This window comes from uncultured Rothia sp., from assembly GCF_937976295.1.
GTDB lineage: Bacteria > Actinomycetota > Actinomycetes > Actinomycetales > Micrococcaceae > Rothia.
In genome coordinates, this window is the sequence record NZ_CALJRY010000314.1 from 1 (window position 1) to 19595 (window position 19595).

At 60.6% G+C, this 19595-nt stretch carries 11 protein-coding genes, 1 tRNA gene and 1 pseudogene; 9 read left to right on the top strand and 4 right to left on the bottom strand.

All coding sequences use genetic code 11. From position 1 onward, the window contains the following. Positions 1–295 precede the first annotated feature (295 nt). Entirely contained in the window at positions 296–4834 is a 4539-nt protein-coding gene (hrpA, locus tag Q0216_RS08325) for an ATP-dependent RNA helicase HrpA (RefSeq protein ID WP_298594475.1), read from the bottom strand. A 285-nt stretch (positions 4835–5119) separates the two neighbouring features. Between hrpA and Q0216_RS08330 the strand changes: the two genes are divergently transcribed. Continuing rightward, entirely contained in the window at positions 5120–5581 is a 462-nt protein-coding gene (locus tag Q0216_RS08330) for a helix-turn-helix domain-containing protein (RefSeq protein WP_298594477.1), read from the top strand. A 56-nt stretch (positions 5582–5637) separates the two neighbouring features. Here the strand turns inward: Q0216_RS08330 and Q0216_RS08335 are convergent, their stop codons facing one another. The 3 genes from Q0216_RS08335 to Q0216_RS08345 all read right to left on the bottom strand — a co-directional run bounded on the left by Q0216_RS08335 (position 5638) and on the right by Q0216_RS08345 (position 8108). Then, on the bottom strand, positions 5638–6828 hold the full coding sequence (locus Q0216_RS08335; RefSeq protein WP_298594479.1) for an alpha/beta hydrolase: 1191 nt from the start codon (positions 6826–6828) through the stop codon (positions 5638–5640). Between the two features lie 14 nt (positions 6829–6842). Continuing rightward, positions 6843–7790 carry an NADP-dependent oxidoreductase gene (locus Q0216_RS08340; protein WP_298594481.1) on the bottom strand — a complete coding sequence of 316 codons (948 nt, stop codon included), beginning with the start codon at positions 7788–7790 and terminating at the stop codon, positions 6843–6845. Between the two features lie 244 nt (positions 7791–8034). Then, positions 8035–8108 (bottom strand) — tRNA-Arg (locus Q0216_RS08345). A gap of 74 nt (positions 8109–8182) precedes the next feature. Between Q0216_RS08345 and argS the strand changes: the two genes are divergently transcribed. The 8 genes and pseudogenes from argS to Q0216_RS08385 form a co-directional block, all read left to right on the top strand. Then, complete coding sequence (gene argS, locus Q0216_RS08350) at positions 8183–9847, top strand: arginine--tRNA ligase (RefSeq protein WP_296704392.1); 1665 nt, start codon at positions 8183–8185, stop codon at positions 9845–9847. Positions 9848–9942: 95 nt separating this feature from the next. Next, positions 9943–11463, top strand: coding sequence for a diaminopimelate decarboxylase (locus tag Q0216_RS08355; protein WP_298594484.1), 1521 nt, complete (start codon positions 9943–9945; stop codon positions 11461–11463). A 318-nt stretch (positions 11464–11781) separates the two neighbouring features. After that, positions 11782–13071: a homoserine dehydrogenase gene (locus Q0216_RS08360; RefSeq protein WP_298594486.1), complete on the top strand. Its 1290-nt coding sequence runs from the start codon at positions 11782–11784 to the stop codon at positions 13069–13071. 141 nt (positions 13072–13212) lie between these two features. Continuing rightward, the gene (gene thrC, locus Q0216_RS08365) at positions 13213–14313 is read left to right on the top strand and encodes a threonine synthase (protein WP_044150573.1); all 1101 of its coding nucleotides are present in this window, start codon (positions 13213–13215) and stop codon (positions 14311–14313) included. A gap of 124 nt (positions 14314–14437) precedes the next feature. Next, entirely contained in the window at positions 14438–15406 is a 969-nt protein-coding gene (gene thrB / locus Q0216_RS08370) for a homoserine kinase (protein ID WP_298594487.1), read from the top strand. A gap of 514 nt (positions 15407–15920) precedes the next feature. Continuing rightward, a complete protein-coding gene (rho, locus tag Q0216_RS08375) occupies positions 15921–18116 on the top strand; it encodes a transcription termination factor Rho (RefSeq protein WP_298594488.1) in 2196 nt (731 codons plus the stop codon). A gap of 143 nt (positions 18117–18259) precedes the next feature. Further along, positions 18260–19342 (top strand): PCRF domain-containing protein, encoded by a 1083-nt coding sequence (locus Q0216_RS08380; protein ID WP_298594489.1) that lies wholly within the window; start codon positions 18260–18262, stop codon positions 19340–19342. A 2-nt stretch (positions 19343–19344) separates the two neighbouring features. After that, positions 19345–19595: pseudogene (locus Q0216_RS08385) on the top strand (hypothetical protein); the annotation flags it as partial.

Sequence of the window (19595 nt, forward strand, 5' to 3'; positions counted from 1 at the left end):
AACCCGCCCTCGCTTCGCTTCGGGCACCCTGATGTCACTACGGAGGACACCGGCCCCTCTGCGCGCTCTTGCCAATTCACGGGTGGGAGGCGGCTATGCCTTCCGGAAGCGACATCAGGGTGCCGCCCCGGGCGCTCTCCGCAGCGAAGCAAGGAAGAGCGGAGCGTCCGGGGCGGCGGGTGCCCCTGCAGGAGCGGAGGAAGTGCATAGCTTGCCGACCCACAGGGCACTGAAACCCATAGATACGAAAGAGTCCCCCACACGAGGTGATCGTGCGGGGGACTCTTTGTATTACCTAGCGCTTGATGGCGTCCAGCGCCTCACGCTGAGCCTTCGCAATGCGCTTCTCAGACACCGTGTAGGCGGTACCAAGCTCCTGGGCGAAGAAGCTGACGCGCAGCTCCTCAATCATCCAGTTCACGCGGCGGAGCGCATCCGGCACGATGGTGCCTGCCGGTAGCGACTTGACCGCGTTATCGTAGGAGTCTTCCAGGTCTTGCACGGTGAGCATGAGCTGGTTGTCGCGGTGCAGGTTCGGGCCGAGCTTCGTCAGGCGCACCTGGGCGGCCTTGAGGTAGCGCGGGATGTGAACCAGCTGGTCGTAGCCGGTTTTCGCCACGAATCCGGGGTAGACGAGGTTCTCCATCTGTGCCTTCACGTCGGAGACGGCGTGCATGGTCGTCAGCGAGGTTGCCTTCTTGATGGCCTTCTTCAGCGCGGTGGCTTCAGAGAGGATTTCGGCAACGAGCTTGGTGACGTCGAAGACCGTCTCGATGAGTTCTGCGCGCACGTGCTCGTAGAGTTCACTGTATTCGGCGTGCGTGAAGATGGGGGTGTGCGGCACGAGGTGGTCGAGTGCCGCGACGGTGCAGTCGCGGATGAGTTCGTCGATGGAGCCGTGCGGGTTCTGCGTGAAGACGATTTTCTCCTTGTGGGAGAGGTGTTCGCTCACGTAGCGTACGGGCGAGGGCACCTGCAGTTGGAGCAGGCGGATGATGCCGCGGCGCTGGGCGTGGAGCTGTTCGGCTTCGGTGGGGAAGATGCGCAGGCCTACGCTGGTTTCTTCGTCGACGAGGGCGGGGTAGCCGTTGACTGCCTGGGTGGCGATGATGCGCTGTACCTTGCGGGGAATCTCTCCGTTGGGGAAGAGGTCGGCGGGGAATTCGGTGAGGCCGCTGATTTCGCGTACCTGCGAACCGTGTGCATCGGTCGGTTGTGCCGCCTGGGCGGTGCCGCCCTGTGCGTTTTTCGCGCCCTTCTTCGCAGAAGCCGCGGAGCTGTCCGAGCTGCCCGAGTTGCCCGAACCGCCCTGGGCGAGCGCCACCATCTTTGCCATGGTGTCGTCGGATGCGCCGAGCGAGTCGGCGAGGGCGCTACGAATCTCCTTGTGGAGCTGTTGCTGCAGGGCGCGCAGGTCTTTGCCTTCGCCGAGGATTTTGTTGCGTGCGTTGCGCACCTGGAATCCCATTTTCAGGTGTTCGGGCACGGCGTCCCAGTTGAAGGCTTCGGGCTCGACGACCACGCCGCGCAGGCGGCGTAGTACGAGTGCCAGGGAGGGGATGAGTTCGTCGGTGGCGGGGGAGTAGTCCTCTTCGAGGGCGGCGCAGGCGGCGCGTGCCACGTCGGGTGCGGGCACGAAGTTGCGTCGAATCGCCTTGGGCAGCGACTTGATGAGTGCGGTGACGAGTTCGTGGCGCAGGCCGGGGATCTGCCAGCGGAACGGTTCGGGGCTCAGCTGGTTGAGGAAGAGAATCGGCACCTGCACGGCCACACCGTCGCGCTTGGCGGCTTCGGTGCGGGCGCCTCCTACACCTGCGGTGGGGGCGTATTCGTAGCGCAGGTCGAGGGTCAGTTCGCCGCTGTCGGTGCGCTGCACCCACTGGCGGGGGAACTGCGAGTCGTCGTAGTCGGCGGCTTCCTCGTTGATGAGCTTTTCGGGGTTGAAGTCCAGGTAGTTGTCGTCTTCGAGACGTGCCTGCTTCCACCACTTGTCGAAGGCGCGCACATCGGTCACGTGGGCGGGGATGCGGGCGTCGTAGAAGGCGAAGAGCACGGAGTCGTCTACGCGCAGGTCGCGGCGGCGCAGGCGTGCTTCGAGTTCTTCGACTTCGGCGAGGGCGCGCTGGTTGCGCAGGTAGAACTTGTGCTGGGTGTGCCATTGGCCTTCGACGAGGGCGGACTGGATGAACAGTTCGCGGGCTGCGGCGGTGTCTACGCGGGCGTACTGCACGGGGCGGTCGGCGTAGATGGTCAGGCCGAAGAGGGTGCCCTTGGCGTAGGCGACTGCCGCGCCGGAGCTGAGCGACCAGTGCGGTTCGGAGTATTGCACGCTGATGAGGTGTTTGCCGATTTCTTCGATCCACTGCGGGTCGATGGAGGCGTTGGTGCGCGCCCACAGGCGGGAGGTTTCGACGAGTTCGGCGGAGAGCACCCAGTCGGGGCTCTTTTTGAACAGGCCGGAGCCGGGGAAGATTGCGAACTTGGTGCCGCGTGCGCCGAGGTATTCGCGGGGGCCGCGGTTGCGTCCCTTGGAGTCCTTTTCGCGTTCTTCTTTGACGCCCACGTGCGAGAGCAGGCCGGAGAGCAGGCTCTTGTGGATGTCTACCTCGTGGGCGGAGGCGTTGATGTCCCTGCCGCCGCTGGCGTGGATATTGGCGGTGCGTCCCATTTCGCGTAGCTGGGCGAAGAGGTCTTGCCATTCGCGGATGCGCAGGTAGTTGATGTATTCGCGGTGGCACATTTTGCGTAGTTGCGAGGAGGACAGCGCCGCCTGCTGCTCGTTGATGTAGTCCCAGAGCAGCAGGAAGGAGGAGAAGTCGGAGGTGTCGTCGATGAAGCGGGCGTGCATGGCGTCTGCTTCGGCGCGTACGTCGGCGGGGCGTTCGCGCGGGTCCTGGATGGTCAGAGCGGCGGCGAGCACCATCATTTCCTTGGCGCAGTTGCGGCGGCCGCCTTCGATGATCATGCGGGCGAGGCGCGGGTCCACGGGGAATGCCGCCATGGCTCGGCCGATGGCGGTGAGGGTTGCGCTATTGCCGCGGCCCTTGCGGGGTGCGCGGGGTCGTTCGGTGAGCGCGCCGAGTTCGCGCAGCAGGTTCACGCCGTCGTTGATGGCGCGGGAGGCGGGCGGCTGCACGAACGGGAAGCGGGAGATATCGCCGGGTTCGCGGACCACGCCGATTGCAATCATCTGCAGGATGACGGCCGCGAGATTGGTGCGCAGAATTTCGGGGTCGGTGAACTCGGGGCGCGAGTTGAAGTCTTCTTCGGAGTAGAGGCGGATTGCGATGCCGTCGCTGACGCGGCCGCATCGACCGGAACGCTGGTTGGCGCTTGCCTGCGAGATGCGTTCGATGGGCAGGCGCTGAACCTTGGTGCGTGCCGAGTAGCGGGAGATGCGGGCGGTGCCGGTGTCGATGACGTACTTGATGCCGGGTACGGTCAGCGAGGTTTCGGCAACGTTCGTGGCGAGCACGATGCGCGGGCGCGATCCGGGGGAGAACACGCGGTGCTGTTCGGCGAGCGAGAGGCGCGCGTACAGGGGCAGCACTTCGTAGTTCAGGCGCGGCGACTTGGCGACCATCGCCTCGATAGCGTCTTTGGCGTCGCGGATTTCGCGTTCACCGGAGAAGAAGATGAGGATGTCGCCGGGGGCTTCCTTGGACAGTTCCTTGATGGCGTCGAGGATGCCGTCGGTGGGATCGTGGTCGTCTTCGATTTCGTCGTCGCTGAGGTAGTCTTCCTCGTCGAGCGGGCGGTAGCGGATTTCGACTGGGTAGGTTCGGCCGGACACCTCAATGATGGGCGGCGCGTCGTCGGGCAGGATCGCTTCGGCGATTTCGCGTTCTTCGGCGCTGAGGTTTTCGTCGACGATGCCCTTGCCCGGCACGTAGCTGGGGGAGAAGTGGCGCGCGAAACGCTCCGGGTCGATGGTCGCGGAGGTGATGATGACCTTCAGGTCCGGGCGCTGCGGCAGGATGCGCTTGAGGTAGCCGAGGATGAAGTCAATGTTCAGGCTGCGTTCGTGCGCCTCGTCAATGATGAGGGTGGAGTAGCGGCGCAGCAGCTTGTCGTTCTGAATTTCGGCGAGCAGAATGCCGTCGGTCATGAGCTTGATAGCGCTGTGTTCGCCAACTTCGGAGGTGAATCGCACCTGGTAGCCGACGGTTTCGCCGATTTTCTGTCCGAGTTCTTCGGCGATGCGTTCGGCGACGGAGCGTGCGGCGAGTCGGCGCGGCTGGGTGTGGCCGATGAGGCCCTTCTCTCCCAGGCCCAGGTCGAGGCACATTTTGGGGATCTGGGTGGTTTTACCGGAGCCGGTTTCACCCGCGATGATGACGACCTGGTTGTCGCGGATCGCGTTCATGATGTCTTCGCGGCGTTCGCTGACGGGCAGCTCTTCGGGGTAGGTGATGACCTCGGGGATGAGCGGCTCGTAGCGGCGCGGTGCCGGGCGGTTCTGCTGGTTGCCCTGGTTGCTTTGGTTGCCGCCCTGCTGGTTGCCCTGCTTGCGGGCGCGGTTGGGACCGCCTCCGCGTCGGTTGGAGCGGGAAGCGTTGGGGTTGCGTTCGGATGCGCCGCGGGAGGAGTTCTTGCGGTCTGCGTTATTCTTCTGGGCGCTGTTCTTCTGCGCACCCTTCTTCGGAGTGCCGTTATTTACCGCGTTGTTCTCAGCGGTTTTAGCTGCGGTCTTTTCGCCGGTTTTTGCGCTGGGTTTTTCGGAGGATCGTACCTTTGCCGCGTGGATTGCGGCTGCCATGCTCGCCATGGTGGGGGCGGTGCGGGGGGCCTTAGAAGTATCTGCGTGTTTCTTCGTGGATTTCTGCTCAGACATATCCTATCCAGTGTACTCGCCTTGCCCGCGGTGGGCTTGGGGTGTGCTTTGTTTGTCATATTTGGGTTTGTTCGCGTGAGCCCCGGACGGGCAGCGGCGGAATGATGGCCCCCAAAAGGGCAGTTAAGATACAATAAATAACATCAAATGCTATCTAAGTAGCTAATAAATATTCACCTGAATTATATGCACTACAGATGCGAATTAACTGTGCTTCTTAACTTTCTTTCGATAGTTTCGTTCAACTGCTACAGTGGTGAATAACACAGTAACGAAGGAGTGACTATGCCATCACCAAAGACGTACCCGGCAACACGTGCTGCAGTGTTGGATTACTGCGAAGATGGGCAGCACGAAGAAATTCACCACCGCTGCGAAGAACTCTTCCAAGCCCTCGTTCACGCGAGTCTGCGCACCCACTTCGACCGCCTCAGCGCCGAAGAAACCCTCTACCTGGTCACCGGCGACGGCGAGCGCGTACAGATTTCCCCCGAAATGTACGGACCCCTCACCTCCGTAGCCCGCGCATTCGCCGACCGCAAGGATGTCTGTGTGGTACGCCAGGACCGCCTGATGACCACGCAGGAGGCGGCAGACTACCTGGGCGTATCCCGCCCGACCGTTGTTCGCCTGCTGGAGCGCGGAGATATTCCGTTCGAGCGCATTAACACGCACCGTCGCGTTGCTTTTGACGACCTCGAACGGTACCGCCTTGAGCACGAATACGTGAACCGCCGCGCTCGCTAAACCCGCATCTGGTCAATCATCGTCTGAATCATTCACCGTCTGGTCATTCACTCTGATTAGACAGTACGGTTCAGAAATTGCAGCATCTGCTGAACAATCTCGGGGCTAAAACAGCGCGAATCCCCGTGTTCGGCATCCGGAACCAGCACCAAATCGGTAGGCACCTGCCGCGTGCGCAGCGCCTGATACACCCGCACCGATTGCTGGTACGGCACACACGAATCACTAATACCGTGCACGAGCATGAGGGGCGTGGCGTTGGCGCTCGCTTCCTGTGCAGAGGCACTTTCGAACTTATTCACTCGTTTCAGGTTCACTCTTTTCTGGGGGCGTACCGCATCAATAGGATGCGCACGCTCCCAGTTCTTTTGGGCGCGTTCGATGTAGATACCCGGAACCGCCAGCTCACCCTTGGACGCGTCGATAGCAGACGCATCTGCGGGGACCGGGTAGGTGCTTCCCAGCAGTCGCCATTCGGCGCCATCATCTTCGGGGTGATCGAGAGCGTAGCCAGCCAGGGGGCGATCGGTGAAGATGGTCCTCAAATCGCTGACCCCGTAAAACGAAGCCGCCGCCGCCACCTGCGAACTATGGGACGGGTAGGCGCTCGCCGCCCTGCCTTCAAAGTATTCCTCGTGCTCGGGTACGCTTGCAGAATTCTTAACGCTGGAATCTCCCGTGTAGGCGGCCAGCATGCTCAGGTGCCCGCCGGCGCTTCCGCCAGCTACCGCAATGCGCCGCGGGTCAATACCGAACTTGTGCGCGTTGGCGCGGAAGAAACGCACCGCCTCCTTCACATCGTGCAGTGCGCCCGGAAAGAGCGCCTGATGCGAATACCGGTAGTTGATGGAGGCGACCGCCCAGCCTGCCTGCTGAAAAGCGGCGCGCATGAGCGCCTGGGCATTGGGCTGCTCCCCGGCGGGGGTGCGCAGAGTAGTGTCGCGGAGGGCCTGGTTGGTGCCGAAGCGCCAGGCACCACCGTGAACCCACACTAGCAGCGGCGCGGGGGAAGAAGCCTCGGCAGGTGAAGTTTCAGCAGGTGAAGTTTCGGCAGCCGCGGGGAAGAAATCGTAGGCGAACGCCTCGCGAGTTACCGGCGACTGCGCGCCGTAGTCGGGTAGCGAGTGGGCATCGTAAAAGCCCGCCTCGCGGTAGAAACCGGAGCGGTACTCGGTATTCTCAGCGTTCATCGCACCCTCAGCGTTCATTGCGCCCTCAATCTTCGGCGCGCTCTCGGAAGTCTGCATAAATCAGCGCCGCGTTAGGGAACCAGTACGATCTTGCCGCGGGTGCGACCCGTCGCCACCAGGGCGTGAGCCTGCGCAGCCTGCGAAAAATCAAGCACCTGATCCACACGCACCTTTAACAGACCCAGGGACATGAGGCGGGCAATCTCCTGCATCTGCACACGGTCCGGGTGAACCGTCAGCCACTGCGCCTCGAAGCCACGCTCACGCGCAACATCCAGCGGGTCGGGGCTGGTCAGGGTGACAATACGGCCGCCGGGAACCAGCACCTCCAGCGAGTCGAGGAAGGTCTGCTGACCGGTGGAATTGAGCACCACATCCATGGTCTGACCCAGTACGGCACGGAAATCTTCGGTGCGGTAATCAATGGGCTGGGCACCCAGCGAGCGCACAAACTCGTGGTTCGCCGCGGAGGCGGTCGCAAAAACCTGAGCGCCAGCCTGAGCCGCCAACTGAACGGCGAGGTGACCGACGCCTCCGGCACCGGCATGAATGAGTACGCGCTCGCCTTCCTTCAGTCGCGCCACCTCAAAGAGCGCCTGGTATGCGGTCAGCGCCGCCAGGGGAGCGCCGCCCAATTGCGCGCAGGGAACATCGGCGGGCACCTTCACCAGCTGATGCGCCGGGGCGAGAACATACTCGGCGTACGCACCGGCGGGGGAGGGGAAAGAAACAAGACCAAATACGCCGTCGCCCACCTTGAAACCCGTGTAGTCGCCGGCGGTAGCAACCACGGTGCCGGCAACATCCCAGCCGGGCACGAAGGGCTTGTACGACGGATCTGCCAGCTGAGCGGCAGGACCCAGACCCTTGCGGGTGGTCACATCAATCGGGTTGACACCGGCGGCAACCGTCTTGATGAGCACGTGACCGCGCACCGGCGAGGGGATGGGCACGTTTGCTTCGTGCAGAACGCTTTCATCGCCCCACTCGGTGAGCTGAATCTGGCGCATGGTGGTCATCGGGTTACCTCCGCTGTCGTGACTTGGGCCGTGCTGATGTGAACGGTGTGCGCGTTTCCCCATTCTCTCAAGGGTGCGAGCGTTGCCACAATAGGGAGGCGGGTAGTGTCCACCCTCTGAGGTTGAAGCGGGGTCTGTCAGACATGAGCCCACCCGGCATAGTCAGTTAAATAAAAAGGAGCCGATACCCGAACAATACGCCTCGGATATCGGCTCCCGTGTTCCCTCTCGAATAAGAACATCGTGCCCCTGAAAGGATTCGAACCTTCGACCCCCAGTACCGGAAACTGGTGCTCTAATCCGCTGAGCTACAGAGGCAACCCACTTATGGTATCAGATAAGCACTAGATAAACGGTCAGCCCCGGCCCAATGCTTGCTAGAATAGGTTCTTATGACTCCTGAAGAACTCTCCGAAGCCATTGCGCTTGCCCTAGAAGAAACCATTTCCTCCGGCCAGCTGACCCTCGTGGAGGGCGCTGAACTGCCCGCCGTCCGAGTGGAGCGCCCCAAGTCCCGCGAACACGGCGACTGGGCCACCAACGTCGCTCTGCAGCTCGCCAAGAAGGTGGGCAAGAACCCGCGTGAGGCGGCAGCTCTTCTGGCAGAGAAGATTGGTGCTATCCCCGGTGTTGCATCCGTAGATATTGCTGGCCCCGGCTTCCTGAACATCACCCTGGACGCCGCGGCTGCTGGCGAGCTTGCCGCAACCATCGTTGAGGCTGGCGAAGCATACGGCCGCAGCGATAAGTTCGCCGGTAAGACCATCAACCTTGAGTTCGTCTCCGCGAACCCCACCGGCCCCATCCACCTGGGCGGTACCCGCTGGGCCGCCGTCGGTGATGCGCTCGCCCGCGTCCTTGAGGCTGAGGGCGCTAACGTCGTGCGTGAATACTACTTCAACGACCACGGCACCCAGATTGACCGTTTCGTGCGCTCCCTGATTGCCGCTGCCCGCGGTGAGGAGACCCCTGAGGACGGCTACGCTGGTGCGTACATTGTTGACATTAAGGACCAGATTCTGGCTCAGCGCCCCGATGCGCTTGAGGCTGAGAACCCCGAAGAGATTTTCCGCGAAATCGGTACTCACCTGATGTTCGATCAGATCAAGGAGTCCCTGGCGGCATTCGGCACCCACTTTGACGTGTTCTTCCATGAGAACTCTGTGTTCGAGGGCGGCAAGGTGGACGCCCTGCTTGAGACCATGCGTGAGAACGGTCAGCTCTTCGAGGCCGACGGCGCATGGTGGATGCGCACCACCGACTACGGCGACGACAAGGACCGCGTGGTCATCAAGTCTGACGGCAACCACGCCTACGTGGCGGGCGATATCGCCTACTACCAGGACAAGATGACCCGTGCGGTAAACCCCGCCGACGTGGCGATTTACATGCTCGGTGCTGACCACAACGGCTACGTGGGCCGCCTGAAGGCTATCGCCCAGATTCTTGGCTACCGCGCCGACCAGATTGAGGTCATGATTGGTCAGTTGGTGAACTTGGTCAAGGACGGCAAGCCCGTCCGTATGTCCAAGCGTGCCGGCACCGTGGTCACCCTCGAGGACCTGGTCGAGGCCGTTGGCGTTGACGCGGCACGCTACGAGCTGACCCGCTACTCGGTGGACACCCCCATCGACATTGACCTGGGTCTGCTGACCTCCAAGAGCAACGAGAACCCGGTCTACTACGTGCAGTACGCTCACGCACGCACCGCCGCTGTGGCACGTAACGCCGCGGAGGCTGGCGTGAAGGTTGAGGACGGCGTGGACACCTCCCTGCTCGATTCGGCTGCTGACGGTGAGTTGCTGGCTGTGCTCGGCCAGTTCCCGGCTGCTGTGCGTGATGCCGCGAAGTTCTACGAGCCGCACCGCGTGAACCGCTACCTGGAGCAGCTCGCTTCGGCGTACCACAGCTGGTACGGTGTCTCCCGCGTCGCCCCCAAGGCTGATGAAGAGGTCACCGACCTGCACCGTACCCGCCTGTTGCTGAACAATGCAGCACAGCAGGTGCTGGCAAACGGCCTGAACCTGCTGGGTGTGAGCGCACCCGAGCGCATGTAATACTCTCGTTTCAACCCCCGACCCGGTGCTACTGGGCGGGGGTTGAGCGTATGCCGGCAAAGATAGCTAAGAAAGATAGCTAAGAAAGAGACACAATGAGCGAAGCCCGCGCCCTCTATGCCCCCGAATGGCTCACCTACCCCGAGCACCCCGAGGCTCTGTCCCGCACCATCTGGACTGATTCCTTCACCCGCAATGAGCAGGGCGAGCTCTGCATTGACGGCGTGACCGTCAGCGACCTGGTTGCTGAGCACGAAACCCCGCAGTACGTCTTCTCCGAGACGACCTTCCGTGCCCGCGCCCGCGCCTACCGCACCGCTTTTGAGCAGGCTTTCGCCGCGCACGGTGCTAAGGTCAGCGTCTACTACGCCGGCAAGTCCTTCCTGTCCACCGCGGTGGCGCGCTGGGCGACCGAGGAGGGGCTGTGCCTGGATACCGCCTCCGGTGGCGAGCTGGCGTTGGCTCTGCGTGCGCAGGTGCCCGGCGCGAACATCGCCCTGCACGGTAACAACAAGTCGGAGGCTGAGATTGCCCGCGCGATCCGTAACGGCCTGGGCCGCGTGGTGGCCGATTCGGTGGACGAGCTCAAGCTTATTGAGCGCGTGTACGCCGAGCTTGCCGCCGAGCGTGTGGCTGAGGGCGAGGAGCCTTATGCCCCGGTTCCGGTGCTGATTCGCATCACCCCCGGTGTGCATGCTTCGACCCACGAGTCCATTGCGACCGCTCACGAGGATCAGAAGTTCGGCATGTCCCTGCAGCCCGGCACCGCCGCGCTCGCCGGCTTGGAAGAGGAGGAGCTGGAGTACTGGGGTGTTGAGGCGAGCGATTCTTACGCGGCGCTGGCTGCCGCGATTCTGAATGCGACCGATTCTTTGGATTTCCGCGGTATTCACTGCCATATCGGTTCGCAGATTTTTGAGGCGGAGGGCTTCGAACAGGCGGCGACTACCGCACTGGAGTTCATGAACCGTCTCAACCGTGACCTGGGTGTGACCCTGCCTGAACTGGATTTGGGTGGCGGCTACGGCATCGGCTACACCGAGGCGGATCACCCCCGCTCCATTACCGAGGTGACCGAGTCGATTGCCGCTTCCGTTGCGGCAACCTGCGAGCGCCTGGGCATGGCGATTCCGCACATGTCTTTCGAGCCGGGCCGTTCCATTTCTGGTCCTTCGGGCGCGACTCTGTACACGGTGGGCACCATCAAGAACGTGAGCATTGAGGATGAGAACGGCGAGATTCGCGTGCGCCGCTACGTTTCGGTGGACGGCGGTATGAGCGATAACGCCCGCCCGGTGCTGTACGAATCGGATTATTCGGTGACCCTGGCGAATCGTGCCCCGGTGGGGGAGCAGGTGCTCTCTCGTGTGGTGGGTAAGCATTGCGAGTCTGGCGATGTGGTGGTCCGATACTGCTACCTGCCTGCTGACCTGCAGGCTGGCGATATTCTGGCGGTTCCGGCGACCGGCGCGTACTGCTATGTGCTGGGTTCGAACTATAACTTCTTGACTCGCCCGCCGGTGATTGCGACCGCGCAGGGTCAGCCTTCGCGCGTGATGATTCGTCGTCAGCGTGAGGAGGATATGTTGGCGCTGGATATGGGTTCGGATATCTAAAGTCCTTAGCTCAGAACCCCAGACGCTCAGAACCCCAGAAACCGTGAAGTTCCCGTCCCTGCAATACGCGCCGTGAGGTGGCGGTTGCGGGCGGGGTCTTCACGGTTTTTGTGTTCAAAACTTTGCAGAAGATAAGGTTCACCTCATAACTGTGAGGGATACCTCATCTCAGAGAGTAAAAGTCGCAGCTTGAGGCTGCAGCCCCGTCGCCGCCTCTTGATAAAGTGGTTGTTGGGTGCGTGCTCTGCGCCGCATCCGCGCCTTAGCCCGAAGAGATACCGGGGCGAACCCGGAAACAGACCGTAGAAAGAGACTATCGTGGCTGAAAAGATCAAAGTAGCACTGCTTGGTGCCGGTAATGTCGGTTCCCAGGCTGCTCGCATCCTGGTAGAGGATAACGCCATCCTTGAAAAGCGCATTGGTGCGCCCGTGGAATTGATCGGTATCGCCGTGCGCGATACTAATGCATCCCGCCACTGGAATGCGGACCCCTCGCTGTACACCACCGACGCTGAATCCCTGATTGACGCGGCGGATGTGGTCATCGAGCTGACCGGCGGTATTGAGCCGGCTCGCACTCGCATTCTGCGTGCTCTGAATGCGGGTAAGTCTGTGGTCTCCGGTAACAAGGCGCTGCTGGCTAAGCACGGCGTGGAGCTGCAGGCTGCCGCTGATGAGTCTGGCGCTCAGCTTTCCTACGAGGCTGCTGTTGCGGGTGCGATTCCGATTCTGCGCCCCCTGCGCGACTCCCTGGCTGGTGACCGCGTGACCCGCGTTCTGGGCATCATGAACGGCACCACCAACTACATTCTTGATCAGATGGACACCACCGGCGCTTCCTTCGCGGATGCACTGGCTGAGGCTCAGAAGCTCGGCTACGCGGAGGCTGACCCGACGGCTGACGTTGAGGGCCACGACGCCGCGTCGAAGGCTGCGATTGTTGCTTCTCTGGCGTTCCATTCGAAGTTCACTATTGATGATGTGCACACCGAGGGCATCACCGCCATCACCGCTGATGATGTTGCTGCCGCGGATGCTGATGGTTACGTCATCAAGCTGCTGGCTATTTGCGAGCGTGAGGGTGAGAGCGGCGCGAACATTCGCGTGAACCCGACCCTGATTCCTCGTCAGCACCCGCTGGCGGGCGTGCACGGTGCGTTCAACGCTGTGTTTGTTGAGGCAGAGAACGCTGGCGAGCTGATGTTCTACGGTCCCGGCGCGGGTGGCGCTCCGACTGCTTCGGCTGTTCTGGGCGACTTCGTGTCCCTGGCTCGTCGTCTGGTGCTGGGTGGTCCCGGTGTTCCGGAGACTTCCCACGCGCAGCTGCACGCAACCAGCCTGGATAACGTGGTGTCTCGCTACTCGGTGGGTGTTTTGGTGGAGGATCGCCTGGGCGTTCTGGCGAACATTACCCGTATCCTGACTGAGCACGGTATTTCTATTGATTCTCTGCGTCAGTCCGCCCCGAAGGAGGGTGCGGCTCAGATTCGTATGGTCACCCATTCGGCGAAGGATTCCGATTTGCGCCGTGCGATTGCTGTGATTGACGCTCTGGACACTGTGCGTGAGGTGAACTCGGTTATCCGCGTGGAGTCTGAGAAGCACTAGCTACTTAGCGGCGCATGCCGCACCTGAACTTGCGAAGAGCGCCCGAAGGCGCATCGCTCACTAACTAACCCGCGTCCCCGCTACCGCGTCGAACCTATGGAAGGTTCGGCGGGCGGGGCGCCAAGATTGAAGGAGAAGCCAATGGCACACGTGTGGCAGGGCGTTATCAATGAGTACCGTGACCGTCTGCCTTTCGCGGACGATGTGAAGGCTGTGACCCTGGGCGAGGGTGGTACCCCGCTGATTCACGCGCCGGCACTGTCTGCTGAGACCGGTAACACCGTTTACCTGAAGTTTGAGGGTATGAACCCGACCGGTTCGTTCAAGGACCGCGGTATGACCAGCGCGATGACCGCCGCTAAGCGTGACGGTGCGAAGGCTGTTGTGTGTGCTTCGACCGGTAACACTTCCGCTTCGGCTGCTGCGTACGCTCTGCAGGCTGGTATGCGCTGTGCAGTGCTGGTTCCGGACGGCAAGATTTCCATGGGTAAGCTGTCTCAGGCTATCGCTCACGGTGCTGACATCATTCAGATTGACGGCAACTTCGATAACTGCCTGGAGATTGCTCGCAAGCTCAGCGAGAACTACCCGGTGTTCCTGGTGAACTCGGTTAACCCTTACCGTATTGAGGGTCAGAAGACCGGTTCGTTCGAGGTTGTTGACACCCTGGGTGATGCTCCCGATTACCACCTGCTGCCGGTTGGCAACGCGGGTAACATCACCGCGTACTGGAAGGGCTACAAGGAGTACTCGGAGCCTTACACCAACCGTGACGGTAAGGTTCTGGAGCCGGTTGCGACCAAGCGTCCGATCATGTGGGGCTTCCAGGCTGCTGGTGCTGCACCGATTGTTGCCGGTCACCCGATTGAGGCTCCTGAGACCATTGCGACCGCGATCCGTATCGGTAACCCCGCGTCGTGGGAGAAGGCTGAAGCTGCTCGTGACGAGTCTGGCGGCGTGATTGAGGCTGTCACCGATGAGGAGATTCTGGAGGCGCACCGCTGGCTGTCTGCCCGCGAGGGCGTCTTCGTGGAGCCGGCTTCGGCTGCTGGCGTTGCGGGTCTGCTGAAGAAGCACCGCGCGGGTGAAGCTCCCGAGGGTAAGACCATCGTGATTACCGTGACCGGTCACGGTCTGAAGGACCCGCAGTGGGCTCTTGAGGCTGTTAACGGTGTGAAGGTTGAGCCGACTAAGGCTCCCTTCGACGTGGTTGCTGTGGCAGATATTCTTGATTTGAACTAGTCTGTTCATACTACGATGTGCACTCCGTCCCGCATTTTGCGGGGCGGGGTGCACCTGCATGACAGCCCCTTTTTGTATCTTTCACCTATTCACTCAGTACGTCACCGATCGCGAGGTTCTTCTCATGTCTTCCCTGCATATTTCTGATATTCCGGTGGGCGCGTCCGTTAAGGTTCGTGTTCCCGCTACGAGCGCTAACCTGGGCCCCGGCTATGACAGCATGGGTTTGGGTCTTGGCTTCTATGATGAGCTGGTTGTTGAGCGTATTGAGTCCGGTTTGGAGTTTGAGCTCAGCGGTGAGGGTAGCGCGGATGTTCCTCGCGATGAGAGCCACCTGGTTTTGCAGGCGATGAAGGCTGGTTTTGCGGCGGCTGGTTTGGATGAGCTGCCGCCGGTGAAGCTGATTGCTGATAATAAGATTCCGCATTCTCGCGGTATGGGTTCTTCGGCGTCGGCTATTGTGGCGGGTGTGGCTGCGGCGAGCGGTCTGCTGCCGGAAGAGCACCGTCTGAGCCGTGAGCAGATGCTGCAGGTCGCCTCCGATATGGAGGGCCACCCGGATAATGTGGCTCCGGCGATTTATGGCAACCTGTCGGTGTCTTGGGGTGAGATGGGCAATTGGAAGTCCCTGATTATTCCGGTGCATCCTGATGTTCACCCTGTGGTGGCTGTGCCCGATTATGAGGTGTCGACGAAGCTTGCTCGTTCGCTGATTCCTTCGCAGATGCCCCACGTTGAGGCGGTGGCGAACTCCGCTCGTGCGGCGTTGCTGGTGCGCACTCTCTCTGATGCTCCCGAGTACCTGATGGATGCGACCGTGGATTACCTGCATCAGGGGTACCGCGTGACCGCGATGGAGCCGTCCGCTGTGCTGGTTGCGTACCTGCGCAGTCAGGGTTTTGCTGCGGTGATTTCTGGTGCTGGCCCGACCGTTTTGACCTTTGCGCACGGCGATGAGCAGGTGCGACAGGTTCAGGAAGCGATTGCCGAGTTTGAGGCGACTCACCCGTGCAGCGCTATTGTGGATCGCCGCCTGAACTGGCGGGTTCTTCCCCTTGAAATTGATACTGAAGGTGTTATAGTTACTCAGTAGGACGTTATTAGTTCGTCCTATGTTGAGGTTCGCCCGTCGTTCAATGTAGACCGTCGATACTATCCTTCGTAACGTACTTCCGTTTCCCCTGATGCCTCAGATGCTTTTTGTATCTGGGCGGGAGCCGGCAGGGTTCGGGGGAGTGCCTTTGGGATTCACGTCTTTCTTTATTTCTGACGCATAGGGGAAGACTTTTCTGGGGGGTTCGGTTTCGCGGCGGGTGCCCTTTCAAAGTGACCAATCCATCCTCTTCATCTTTCGTAGATGGTTCGTATAGATGATGGTTTGGGCTTGCCCACATTTGTGATAGAGCGCCTTATCTTCCGTGTGTGCTCGCTGTGTCTGAATCAGCGGGTACGGTAAGAGACGCGAATCGCCTCCAGTGCGGTTCGAGGGAGTCGAAGGTGCAGACTGCTGTTTTCTTTCGGCAGTGTCTAAGCCTTTGACCGCGCTATAGCGCCCGCCCGATCTTTATTCTGAAGATTTTCAGGGCTTATAACCAAAGGAATTGTAGTTGGCAAAGAATATTGTTGTCACCGATGAGTACGGTACGGAAGCTGCCGCACCGGAACTTGCGAACTTGAAGGTCGCGCAGCTGCGTGTCCTCGCCCAGCAGCTTGGTATCCGAGGCTATCTGAAGTTGAAGAAGGCTGAGCTGGTTCAGGCTCTTGAGGAGCATCAGCGTGGTGGCGCCGTAGCCGCTCCTGCTGCGCCCAAGTCTGAAGCATCCAAGTCTGACGCGCCCGCTGAGGCTTCTGAATCTGCCCAGACTCCCGCTGCTGAGAAGGCTGAAGAGTCTAAGCCTCGCCGTACCCGCCGTACTCGCGCCCAGAAGGACGCCGAGGCGAAGGCAGAGAAGGCTGAGAAGACCGAAAACGCTGAGGCTGCTGAAGCCCCCGCTGAGGGCGCTGAGAAGGCTGAAAAGTCTGAGAAGCGTACCCGTTCTTCCCGTTACGAGACTCCCGCTCAGAAGCGTGCGCGCGCTCGCCGTGCCGCTGAGGGCGAGGACGCATCGGCTGAGAAGTCCGAGAAGACTGAGGCGAACGAGAAGTCTGAGAAGCGTACCCGCCGCACCCGCACCCGTAAGGACGAGAAGCCCCCTGAGCTTCCTCCGCTGGATGTGCGCGCTGAGCTGGCTGCTGAGCGTATTGGCGAGCGTTCGGAGCAGATTGAACTGCCCGGTAACTCTGCTGAGCTGAAGGCTGCTACCGCTGACGGCACCGCGAGCCTGGACAGCCTGAACGCTGCCCTGGATATGACTTTTGGCACCCCCGACGGTGAGAAGAGCTCGAAGCGTACCCGCACTCGTGAGCGTCGCCGTGATCAGGATGGTGAGCGTACCGAGCGCCGCACTAAGCGTGACCGTCAGGCTGAGCGTGCAGAGCGCACCACTGAGCGTAGTGAACGTGCCGAGCGTAAGGCTGCTGAGCGTGCAGAACGCGCAGAGCGTGCAGAACGCGCAGAGCGTGCCGAGCGTACTGAGCGCCGTTCCAAGCGTGACCGTCAGGCTGAGCGTGCTGAGAAGCAGGCTCGCCGCCGCGAGGAGAACGAGCCTCGCCTGAGCGAAGACGATGTGCTGGCACCGATTTCGGGTGTTCTGGACATTCTCGATAACTACGCTTTCGTGCGTACCACCGGCTACCTGCCCGGCACCAACGACGTGTACGTCTCTCTGGCTCAGGTGAAGAAGTACAACCTGCGTAAGGGTGACCACGTGCTCGGTGCGATTCGCGTGCCGCGCGAGGGTGAGTCGAACAACCGCCAGCGTTTCAACGCGCTGGTTCAGGTTGAGGCGATTAACGGTCAGAGCGTTGAGGAAGCAGCGAACCGCCGCGTCTTCTCGAAGCTGACTCCGCTGTACCCCAAGGAGCGTCTGCGCCTGGAGACCACCCCGAAGAAGCTGGGCACCCGCGTGGTGGACCTGGTGTCCCCGATTGGTAAGGGTCAGCGTGGTCTGATTGTGTCCCCGCCGAAGGCGGGTAAGACCCTCATGCTGCAGTCCATTGCGAACGCGATTACCGTGAACAACCCGGACGTGTACCTGATGATGGTCCTGGTGGATGAGCGTCCTGAAGAAGTGACCGATATGCAGCGCACCGTCAAGGGTGAGGTTATTGCCTCGACCTTCGACCGCCCGGCTGAGGATCACACCACTGTGGCTGAGCTGGCTATTGAGCGTGCGAAGCGTATGGTGGAGCTCGGCTACGATGTGGTCGTGCTGCTGGACTCCATGACCCGCCTGGGCCGCGCATACAACCTGGCGGCTCCCGCGTCCGGTCGTATCCTGTCTGGTGGTGTGGATTCTGCTGCACTGTACCCGCCGAAGAAGTTCTTCGGTGCTGCCCGCAACATTGAAGAGGGCGGCTCGCTGACCATCCTGGCTACCGCCCTGGTTGAGACCGGTTCGAAGATGGATGAAGTGATCTTCGAAGAGTTCAAGGGCACCGGTAACATGGAGCTGCGTCTGTCCCGTCAGCTGGCGGATAAGCGTATCTTCCCGGCGGTTGATATTAATGCTTCTGGTACTCGCCGCGAGGAGAACCTGCTCTCCCCGGATGAGATCAAGATTATGTGGGGTCTGCGCCGTGCCCTGGCGGGTATGGAACCTGAGCAGGCTCTGGGTGTTCTGACCAACCAGCTGCGTAAGACTGAAAGCAACGTGGAGTTCCTTCTGACGGTTCAGAAGAACGGTCTGCGTCTGGTCGACTAAGGCTCGTATCTCACGCGCCCCACCTCCTGATTGTGGGTGGGGCGCGTGAGCCGTTCGTTTTGTGCATCCCCGTTGTGAGGGGTGTGAGATGTCTAGTGCCTGCCCGTGCGGCGTAAAGTGCGGGAGATGGAAGAGAGAACAGAATGTTTGAATCTATTCAGGTTCTGCTGGATGAGCACGCTGACCTGCAGAATCAGCTGGCCGACCCCGCTGTGCAGGCGAACCAGGGTAAGGCACGCCGTGTGGGCCGCCGTTACGCGGAGCTGACCGGTATTGTGACTGCGTACAACAAGTACACTTCGCTGAAGGACGACCTTGAGGCTGCTCGCGAGATGGCTGATGAGGATCCGGATTTCGCGGCGGAGATTCCCGGTCTGGAGGAGGAGCTGGAGGTTGCTCAGGAGAAGTTGCGCCGCCTGCTGATTCCGCGTGACCCGGATGATGGCCGTAACGTCATTCTTGAGGTGAAGGCTGGTGCCGGTGGTGACGAGGCGGCTCTGTTCGCCGGTGACCTGCTGCGCATGTACATGCGTTATGGCGAAAACCATCAATATAAAGTCACCGTCAGCGATTTGCTCGAATCCGACGATGCCGGTATCAAATCGGTGACCATGAAGATAGAAGGCGACTACGCATACGGCTATCTGAAAGGCGAAAACGGCGTACACCGCTTGGTGCGTGTCAGCCCCTACAACGCCCAAGGCAAGCGCATGACCTCGTTTGCATCGGTCTTCGTCACGCCTCTTATCGACGACAGCATCGAAATCGTAGTGGAACAGTCGCGCCTCTCTTGGGACACTTTCCGCAGCGGCGGTGCTGGCGGTCAGAACGTGAACAAGGTGGAATCCGGTGTCCGTCTGCGCTATCCGTGGAAGAATCCCAACACTGGTGTTGTCGAAGAAATCCTTATCGAATGCACCGAAACCCGTGACCAGCCCAAGAATAAGGAAAGGGCCTTGTCGCGCCTGCGCACACGCATCTACGACTTGGAATACCAAAAATACATCAACGACATCTCCGCCAAACGCAAAACCATGGTCTCTACCGGCGACCGTTCGGCTAAAATCAGAACCTACAACTTCCCGCAAGGCCGTGTCACCGACCACCGCGTGGAAGGTCTGACGGTCTTTAACTTAGCTGCCGTCATGGATGGAGACATCGACGAAATCATCAACAGGCTGCAAATGGCAGAGAATGCGGAAAAAATGAAAGAAAACTTAGAATAACCATGGACAAAAATCAACTTTTTGAACAAATCAAGAAAAAGCAATCCTTTCTTTGCGTAGGATTGGACACCGACCTCGACAAAATCCCACAGGAACTGTTGGCCACCGACGACCCCGCCTTTGAGTTCAACAAACAAATCATCAACCACACGGCACAATATGCGGTGGCCTACAAACCCAACACGGCTTTTTACGAAGTGAATGGCTCCAAGGGCTGGCTAAGTTTGGAACATACAATCCAATACATCCGCAA

Bases quoted from the DNA above. Each gene is read 5' to 3' on its own strand.
- Q0216_RS08330 (WP_298594477.1), top strand. From the start codon at position 5,120: ATGCCATCACCAAAGACGTACCCGGCAACACGTGCTGCAGTGTTGGAT.
- hrpA (WP_298594475.1), bottom strand. From the start codon at position 4,834: ATGTCTGAGCAGAAATCCACGAAGAAACACGCAGATACTTCTAAGGCC.
- Q0216_RS08380 (WP_298594489.1), top strand. From the start codon at position 18,260: ATGTTTGAATCTATTCAGGTTCTGCTGGATGAGCACGCTGACCTGCAG.
- argS (WP_296704392.1), top strand. From the start codon at position 8,183: ATGACTCCTGAAGAACTCTCCGAAGCCATTGCGCTTGCCCTAGAAGAA.
- Q0216_RS08340 (WP_298594481.1), bottom strand. From the start codon at position 7,790: ATGACCACCATGCGCCAGATTCAGCTCACCGAGTGGGGCGATGAAAGC.
- thrB (WP_298594487.1), top strand. From the start codon at position 14,438: ATGTCTTCCCTGCATATTTCTGATATTCCGGTGGGCGCGTCCGTTAAG.
- thrC (WP_044150573.1), top strand. From the start codon at position 13,213: ATGGCACACGTGTGGCAGGGCGTTATCAATGAGTACCGTGACCGTCTG.
- Q0216_RS08335 (WP_298594479.1), bottom strand. From the start codon at position 6,828: ATGCAGACTTCCGAGAGCGCGCCGAAGATTGAGGGCGCAATGAACGCT.
- Q0216_RS08355 (WP_298594484.1), top strand. From the start codon at position 9,943: ATGAGCGAAGCCCGCGCCCTCTATGCCCCCGAATGGCTCACCTACCCC.